The 6844-nt window shown below is 74.4% G+C and carries 7 protein-coding genes; 3 read left to right on the forward strand and 4 right to left on the reverse strand.

Going from position 1 to position 6844, the window contains the following annotated elements:
• Window positions 1–52: 52 nt before the first annotated feature.
• Both ABZW32_RS38350 and ABZW32_RS38355 read right to left on the reverse strand, forming a co-directional pair.
• Window positions 53–970, reverse strand: coding sequence for a DMT family transporter (locus ABZW32_RS38350; protein WP_356225342.1), 918 nt, complete (start codon window positions 968–970; stop codon window positions 53–55).
• Between the two features lie 146 nt (window positions 971–1116).
• The gene (locus tag ABZW32_RS38355; protein WP_356225344.1) at window positions 1117–1953 is read right to left on the reverse strand and encodes an alpha/beta hydrolase; all 837 of its coding nucleotides are present in this window, start codon (window positions 1951–1953) and stop codon (window positions 1117–1119) included.
• Window positions 1954–2120: 167 nt separating this feature from the next.
• On the opposite strand from ABZW32_RS38355, the gene ABZW32_RS38360 reads away from it, so the two are divergent.
• The 3 genes from ABZW32_RS38360 to ABZW32_RS38370 all read left to right on the forward strand — a co-directional run bounded on the left by ABZW32_RS38360 (window position 2121) and on the right by ABZW32_RS38370 (window position 4927).
• The gene (locus ABZW32_RS38360; RefSeq protein ID WP_356225346.1) at window positions 2121–2576 is read left to right on the forward strand and encodes a MarR family transcriptional regulator; all 456 of its coding nucleotides are present in this window, start codon (window positions 2121–2123) and stop codon (window positions 2574–2576) included.
• Window positions 2577–2793: 217 nt separating this feature from the next.
• Complete coding sequence (locus tag ABZW32_RS38365) at window positions 2794–3981, forward strand: FAD-dependent oxidoreductase (protein ID WP_356225348.1); 1188 nt, start codon at window positions 2794–2796, stop codon at window positions 3979–3981.
• 49 nt (window positions 3982–4030) lie between these two features.
• Window positions 4031–4927, forward strand: a complete 897-nt coding sequence (locus ABZW32_RS38370) for an RNA polymerase sigma-70 factor (RefSeq protein WP_356225354.1) — start codon at window positions 4031–4033, stop codon at window positions 4925–4927.
• Window positions 4928–4960: 33 nt separating this feature from the next.
• On the opposite strand, the gene ABZW32_RS38375 is transcribed toward ABZW32_RS38370, so the two are convergent.
• Both ABZW32_RS38375 and ABZW32_RS38380 read right to left on the reverse strand, forming a co-directional pair.
• Complete coding sequence (locus tag ABZW32_RS38375; RefSeq protein ID WP_356225350.1) at window positions 4961–5743, reverse strand: alpha/beta fold hydrolase; 783 nt, start codon at window positions 5741–5743, stop codon at window positions 4961–4963.
• Window positions 5740–6844: AMP-binding protein (locus tag ABZW32_RS38380; RefSeq protein ID WP_356225352.1), on the reverse strand; the 1105-nt coding region annotated here is incomplete at its 5' end. The genes ABZW32_RS38380 and ABZW32_RS38375, both read right to left, overlap by 4 nt.

Below are 6844 nucleotides of genomic sequence, written 5' to 3' on the forward strand. Positions count from 1 at the left end.
TCGTCCCGGCCAGCAGGGCCAGCCGGTACGTGCGCCGGGGAGGGGGAGGCTCTCACTCGGGCACGCCCGCCGGGCTCGGGGCCGGCCGGGGGCGCCTGCGGGAGACGGCCACCCCTGCGAGACAGATGGCGCCGCCCAGCAGGGTCAGCCAGCCCGGGACCTCGTCGAGGACGAACCAGGCGATGACCACCACGACGGCGGGCACGGCGTAGGTGGTCGCGCCCATCTTCCCGGCGGTGGTGCGCGACAGGGCGTAGGTCCAGGTGGTGAAGGCCAGGGCCGTCGGGAAGAGGCCCAGGTAGACCATGTTGAGGGTGGCGGTGAGCGGGGCATCGGGAACCTGGTCGATGAGCTGCCCGGCGAACGGCAGGGTGCAGGCCGTGCCGACGAAACAGCCGTACGTGGTCACCTGGAGCGGGTTCGCGTGCTGCAGGGCGGGCTTCTGCGACACCACCCCGGCGCCGTAGGCGAGCGCGGCGACCAGGCAGAGCAGCACACCGGTGAGGGAGGAACTCCCGCCCTTGGAGGTGGACATCCCCACGACGGCCGCCCCCACGAAGGACACGCCCATCCCCGCCAGCAGCATCGGCGGGAAACCCTCCTTGAGGAGCCAGCCGCTGAGGAGGGCGATGACGATGGGGCCGATGTTGACCACCATGGCGGCCGTACCGGCATCGACCCCCTGCTCGCCCCAGTTCAGCGTCACCATGTACAGCCCGAACCAGAGCACTCCGGACGCCAGGATCCCGGGCCACGCCTGCCGCGACGGCGGTGGCACCCGTTTGACGAGCAGGACCACCCCCAGCGCGACGGAAGCCGTCAGCAACCGCCCCAGCGCGAGCGCCCCGGGCCCGAAGTACTCGGCGGACGCGCGGATGGAGACGAATGCGGAGGCCCACATCACGACGGTCACGGCAGCCGCCGACAGGGCACGTTGATCGGTTCTGGACTCGCCAGCCGTTTGATCCATCCCCCGATGTTGGCAGGGATTGCCTTCTGCGGAGGGCGAGTTGGTGCGCATGCGCCACACCGGGGTCCACCTCCGGCCACCTCCGGCCACCTCAGTCCGGCCCCGGCCCCGGCAGTGCGGGTGGTGCACGGGCGGCGGGTGAGGACTCAGGGGGTGGCGAGGAGGGAGCGGAGGCGGGTGGCGTATGCCCGGGGGTGGGTGGTGTTGCCGTTGTGGCCGCCCGGGAAGGTGTGTATCCCGGTGCCCGTGAGCTCCGCCAGCGCGGTCGCGCAGCCGTGGTCGAAGACGGTGGCCGGGGTGGTCGCGCCGACGGCGGCGAGGATGCGGGTCGTCGACCCGGCCAGGGCGGCGGGGTCGAGGGTGTCCCGGGCGGCGGCGAGGACGTCGTGCTCCAGGAAGTATCCGAAATTCGCGCGGCGGCGCTCGTCCATGGGCTGCGGGGTGAGGCCCGCCTCGGTCTCCTGGCGGAGGGGGTCTATGCCGAGCGACCGGGCGACCTCGGTCAGGGTCGCGGCGAGCCCGGCGCCGCGGTGGAGCTCGCGGATCCCGAGCAGCTCCGCTTCGTGCCGGACGCGTTCGGCCGCGGGCAACAGGCGCGGGGCGACCGGCTCGTGGGCGACGAGGGTGGACACCTGCCCGGGGTGACGGACGGCCAGGTGCAGGCCGATGACCGCGCCCAGGCTGCATCCGAGCATCAGGGCCGGCTCGTCGGTGACGGCGGCCAGCAGCCGGTGGACGTCCTCGGCGTGCTCGGCGAGCGAGGTGGTCCGCCCCGGCTCAGCGAGCCGGCTGCGGGAGAGCCCCCGGCGGTCGTAGGTCAGGACCGTGAAGGCATCGGTGAGGTGCGGCACCAGGTCCACGGTGCGGTCCGCGTCCCCTTCCCCGCTCTGCGAGATCAGCAGCAACGGGCCCGATCCTTCGAGCCGGTAGTGGAGGGTCGCGCCGGGGACGGGGAGCGAGGAGGTCTGACGGGTGCTGGACATGGTGACGTGACTCCTTCGTGCGATCGACTTCGTGCGGCCGGCTTCCTGCGGTCGGCGAGCGGACCCTTCGCCCGCCGCTCTGCGACCAACATAATCCATCGACATCGATACATCAAGAGAGATGAATCAATTCCGATGAATCCATTGCGATGCAGTAGGGTGGAGCAGTGGACGGAATCGAACTCTTCCTGTTGGGCCGCGCCTTGATGAAGCTCGGCGAGGAGGCCCTGCCCGAACCGCCCGGCGGCTCCGGCCGGTACGCCGGCGGCACCCGCTCCGTCGTCATCGTCGCCGGGGACATCGCCGCCCACCCGGACACCACCGTCGGCGAGACCGCGCAGCGCACCGGCCTGCCGCAGAGTCAGGTCTCGGGCGCCGTCGCCCGTCTGCGCGAGGCCGGCTCCGTCGAGACGGCGCCCGACCCCGCCGACCGCCGCCGGACGCTGGTGCGGCCCTCCCCCGTGGTCTCCGCACGCGTCACGGCCGTACGCGCCGCGGGCAGCTCCCGGGTCGAGGAGGCCCTCGCCCGCGCCCTGGGCGAGGAGGGCGCCGAGCGGCTCCCCGAGGTCACACGGGCCCTGGAGGTCCTCGCCCGCCACCTCGCCGTCCGCCCCGGGCACTGACCGCGGTCGAACGCACCGGCCGCCGGTCCCGGACACCGAACGCCCAACGCCCACCGCCCACCGCCCACCGCCCACCGCCGGTCGCACGCACCTGCCGCCGGTCGAGGGCACCCCCCGCGCGCACCCCCCGAGGTGATCCGGCTCACAACGTGTCACACCCGCGGTCCCACCGGTGTCTTGAGGCCGAACGACGAGGCCGGACCGAAGGAGAGACACCATGACGCAGCGCACCGAGGTGGTCGTGATCGGCGGCGGATACGCCGGCGTGATGGCCGCCAACCGCCTGACCCGGCGCGACGACGTGACCGTGACGCTGATCAACCCGCGCCCGGACTTCGTCGAGCGGATCCGCCTGCACCAGCTGGTGGCCGGGACCCACGACGCGGTCCTCGACTACCGCAAGGTCCTCGCCGGGGGCGTCCGGCTGGTGGTCGACAGCGCGACCCGCATCGACGCGGCCGCACGCACCGTGACCCTGGCGACCGGAGCTCCCGTCGCCTACGACCACCTCGTCTACGCGGTCGGCAGCGGCAGCGCCGACCCCCGCGTGCCCGGCGCGGCCGAGTTCGCCCACCCGCTGGCCGACCTGGAGGAGGCGGGGCGGCTGCGCCCGCTCCTGGACGCCGCGCCCGCGACGGCCCCGGTGACGGTGGTCGGCGGCGGCACGACCGGCATCGAGACCGCCGCCGAACTGGCGGAGCGCGGCCGCGCCGTGACCCTGGTCTGCGGCGGCCCGCTCGGGCCGTCCCTGCACCCCCGGGCCCGGCGCGCGGTGGCCCGGCAGCTGGCGAGGCTCGGAGTGACCGTGCTCGCGGGCCCCGACACGCGGGTGACGGCCGTCTCGCACGACGCGGTGCGGCTCGGCGACGGCCGCGAACTGCCCAGCGCGGTGACCATCTGGACGGCCGGATTCGGCGTGCCCGACCTGGCCGCCCGCAGCGGGCTGAGCACCGACGCCCTGGGCCGCCTGCTCACGGACGAGACGCTGACCAGCGTGGACGACGTACGCATCGTCGCGGCCGGGGACTCCGCCGCCCCCTCGGACCTGCCGTTCAGGATGAGCTGCCAGGCTGCCGTCCAGCTGGGTCCGCAGGCCGCCGAGACGGTGCTCAGCCGGATCGCCGGGACCCGGCCGAAGCCCGTGGACGTGGGGTTCGCCGCCCAGTGCCTCAGCCTGGGCCGCCGCGCCGGCGTCCTGCAACTCGCCCACAAGGACGACACCGTCAAGAAGTACCACCTGGCCGGCCGGCCGGGCGCGCTGGTCAAGGAGCTCATCTGCAAGGGCATCCCCTGGCAGCTGGGGCACGAGGCCCGCAAGCCCGGCGCGCGCACCTGGTGGGCCGTGGACGAGAAGCGCCGGCAGCTGCTGCGCACCGAGCGCGAAGCGACGCCGGCCGCCCCCTGAATCCCCCGTACCGACCCGTCGACGACAAGGACCCCCTGTGGACGCACGCCTGAGCGATCATGCCGCCGGCCCGGCGACCGACACCTTCGTCTCCCTGCGCAACCTGCTCTTCACCGTCGCCTACGAGATGCTCGGATCGGCCGCCGACGCGGAGGACGTCCTCCAGGAGACCTGGCTGCGCTGGGTCGAGGTCGACCCGGCGCAGGTCGTCGACCACCGCGCCTACCTGGTCCGGATCACCACCCGGCAGGCGCTCAACCGGCTGCGCACGATGCAGCGCCGCAAGGAGGCCTACGTCGGCCAGTGGCTGCCCGAGCCGCTGCTCACCACGCCGGACGTGGCCGAGGACGTGGAGCTCGCCGAGAGCGTGTCGATGGCGATGATGCTGGTCCTGGAGACGCTCTCGCCGACCGAACGCGCCGTCTTCGTGCTGCGCGAGGTCTTCGACGTCGACTACGAGGAGATCGCGGCCGCCGTCGAGAAGACCCCGGCCGCCGTCCGCCAGATAGCGCACCGCGCACGCCGGCACGTCGACGCCCGCCGCCCCCGCCGGACGGTCTCCGCGGGCAAGGCGCGGGCGGCCGTGGAGGCGTTCCGGCTCGCCCTGGAAACCAGGAACCTCCAGGACCTCCTCGACGTCCTCGCCCCCGAGGTCGTCCTGGTGAGCGACGGCGGCGGCGTCAAGCAGGCGGCGCTGCGGCCGGTCGTCGGCGCCGGGAAGGTGGCCCGCTTCTACCTCGGCGGCTCCGCCAAGGCCGGGTACACCGTCACCTGCGAGCTCACCGCGGTCAACGGCAGCCCGGCCCTGGTCGTACGCCTCGACGGGGAGATCGACGGGATCATGGCGGTCCGCGTCGAGGACGACCGCGTCAGCGGCCTCTACTACGTCCGCAACCCCGAGAAGCTCGCCCGCGTCACCTCGCAGACGCCGCTGGCCCTCCGCTGACCCCTCCACCCCGTGCGGTGGACCCCCGCGCCGTCAGCCGGACGCCGGCGCGGGGACGAAGGACGCCAGGTCCTCGGCGACCGCGCGGACCACGTCCGCGTGCCGCTCCGCCAGGTAGAAGTGCCCGCCGGGGAAGGAGCGGAAGGTGAAGGCCGCCCCCGTCAGCTCCCGCCACCCCATGGCCTCGGCCACGCTCGCCCGCGGGTCGGACTCCCCGCACAGCACGCTCACGGCGGTGCGCAGCGGCGGCCCCGGCTCGTACCGGTAGGTCTCGACGGCCTTGTAGTCGCTGCGCAGCGACGGCAGGATCAGCTCCCGGAAGTCCGGATCCGCCAGCAGTGCGGCGTCGGTGCCGGCGAGTTCCGTCAGCTGCCCGATCAGGGCGTCGTCGCCCTGGAGGTGCAGGCTCTCCTCGCGGTCCACCAGCGGGGAGCGCCGCCCGGACAGGACCAGGCCGTGCGGGCCCTGCCCCGCGCGTTCCCACCGCCGGGCCAGCTCGAAGGCGAGTACGGCGCCCATGCTGTGCCCGAACAGCACCACGGGCCGCTCCCGCCACGGCAGCAGCGCCCGCTCCACCCCGTCGACCAGCCCGGCCACGGTGTCGGGGCCGCTCTCCCCCAGCCGCTCCTGGCGGCCGGGGTACTGGACGGTGAGCACCTCGGCGTGCGCGGCGAGGTCCCGGGAGAACGGGAAGTAGAAGGAGGCGTTGCCGCCCGCGTGCGGGAGGACGACGAGGACGGGCGCGGCCGTCGGGTGCGCCGTCGGGTGGAAGCGGCGGATCCAGGGGTCGCGGCGGGTGCCGGCGGGGGCGGTCATCGCGCTTCCCCGCCGAAGTGGTCTTCGAGCAGCAGCTTCTTCTGCGGTTTGCCCATGGCGTTGCGCGGTACGGAGGCCACGAAGCGGACCTCGCGGGGGCGTTTGTGGACCGAGAGGTGGGCGGCGACGAAGTCGGTCAGTTCGGCGCCGGTGACCCCTTCGGCGACGACGAAGGCGACGATCCGCTGCCCGAGGTCGGTGTCGGGGACGCCGACGACGGCCGCCTCGCTCACCTTGGGGTGGTCGAGCAGGGCGTTCTCGATCTCGCCCGCGCCGATGCGGTAGCCACCGGACTTGATCATGTCGATGGAGGCGCGGCCGACGATGCGGTGGACGCCGTCGCTCTCGTCGACGGCCGCGATGTCGCCCGTGCGGAACCACCCGTCCTCGGTGTACGCGGCCGCGGTGGCCTCGGGGCGGCCCAGGTAACCGGAGAACAGCGTGGGCCCGGTCAGCTGGAGTTCGCCGATCTCGGCGCCCGGCTCGGCGGCGATGCGGGTCCGGATGCCGGGGAGCGGGGTGCCGACGGTGCCGGGGCGCACTTCGCCGCCGGCCCGGCCGCTGACGGTGATCAGCGTTTCGGTCATGCCGTAGCGCTCGACGGGGCGGTGTCCGGTGAGGCGTTCCAGGTCCCGGAAGACGGGGGCGGGCAGCGGGGCGCTGCCGGAGACCAGGAGGCGGGCCCCGGACAGGGCGGCGGCGGCCGCCGGGTCGGCGGCCACGCGGGACCAGACGGTGGGCACCCCGAAGTACAGGCTGCCGCCCGCGGCGGCGTAGGCCTGCGGGGTCGGGCGGCCGGTGTGCACGAGGCGGCTGCCGGTGCGCAGGGCGCCGAGGACGCCGAGGACGAGGCCGTGCACGTGGAAGAGCGGGAGCCCGTGCACGAGGGTGTCCTCGGCGCTCCACTGCCAGGCTTCGGCGAGGGCGTCGAGGTCGGCCGCGAGGGCGTCGGCGGCGAGGACCACGCCCTTGGGCGGGCCGGTGGTGCCGGAGGTGTACAGGATCAGCGCGGGGTCCCGCGGGGAGGCGCCGGGAGCGGCGGAGGGCGGGGCGGCGCGGCGGGCGAAGTCGGCCTCGATCGCCACGGCGCCGGAGTCGCGC

This window comes from Streptomyces sp. NPDC004667 (assembly GCF_040609475.1).
GTDB lineage: Bacteria > Actinomycetota > Actinomycetes > Streptomycetales > Streptomycetaceae > Streptomyces.

Bases quoted from the DNA above. Each gene is read 5' to 3' on its own strand.
- ABZW32_RS38350 (WP_356225342.1), bottom strand. From the start codon at position 970: ATGGATCAAACGGCTGGCGAGTCCAGAACCGATCAACGTGCCCTGTCG.
- ABZW32_RS38355 (WP_356225344.1), bottom strand. From the start codon at position 1,953: ATGTCCAGCACCCGTCAGACCTCCTCGCTCCCCGTCCCCGGCGCGACC.
- ABZW32_RS38365 (WP_356225348.1), top strand. From the start codon at position 2,794: ATGACGCAGCGCACCGAGGTGGTCGTGATCGGCGGCGGATACGCCGGC.
- ABZW32_RS38375 (WP_356225350.1), bottom strand. From the start codon at position 5,743: ATGACCGCCCCCGCCGGCACCCGCCGCGACCCCTGGATCCGCCGCTTC.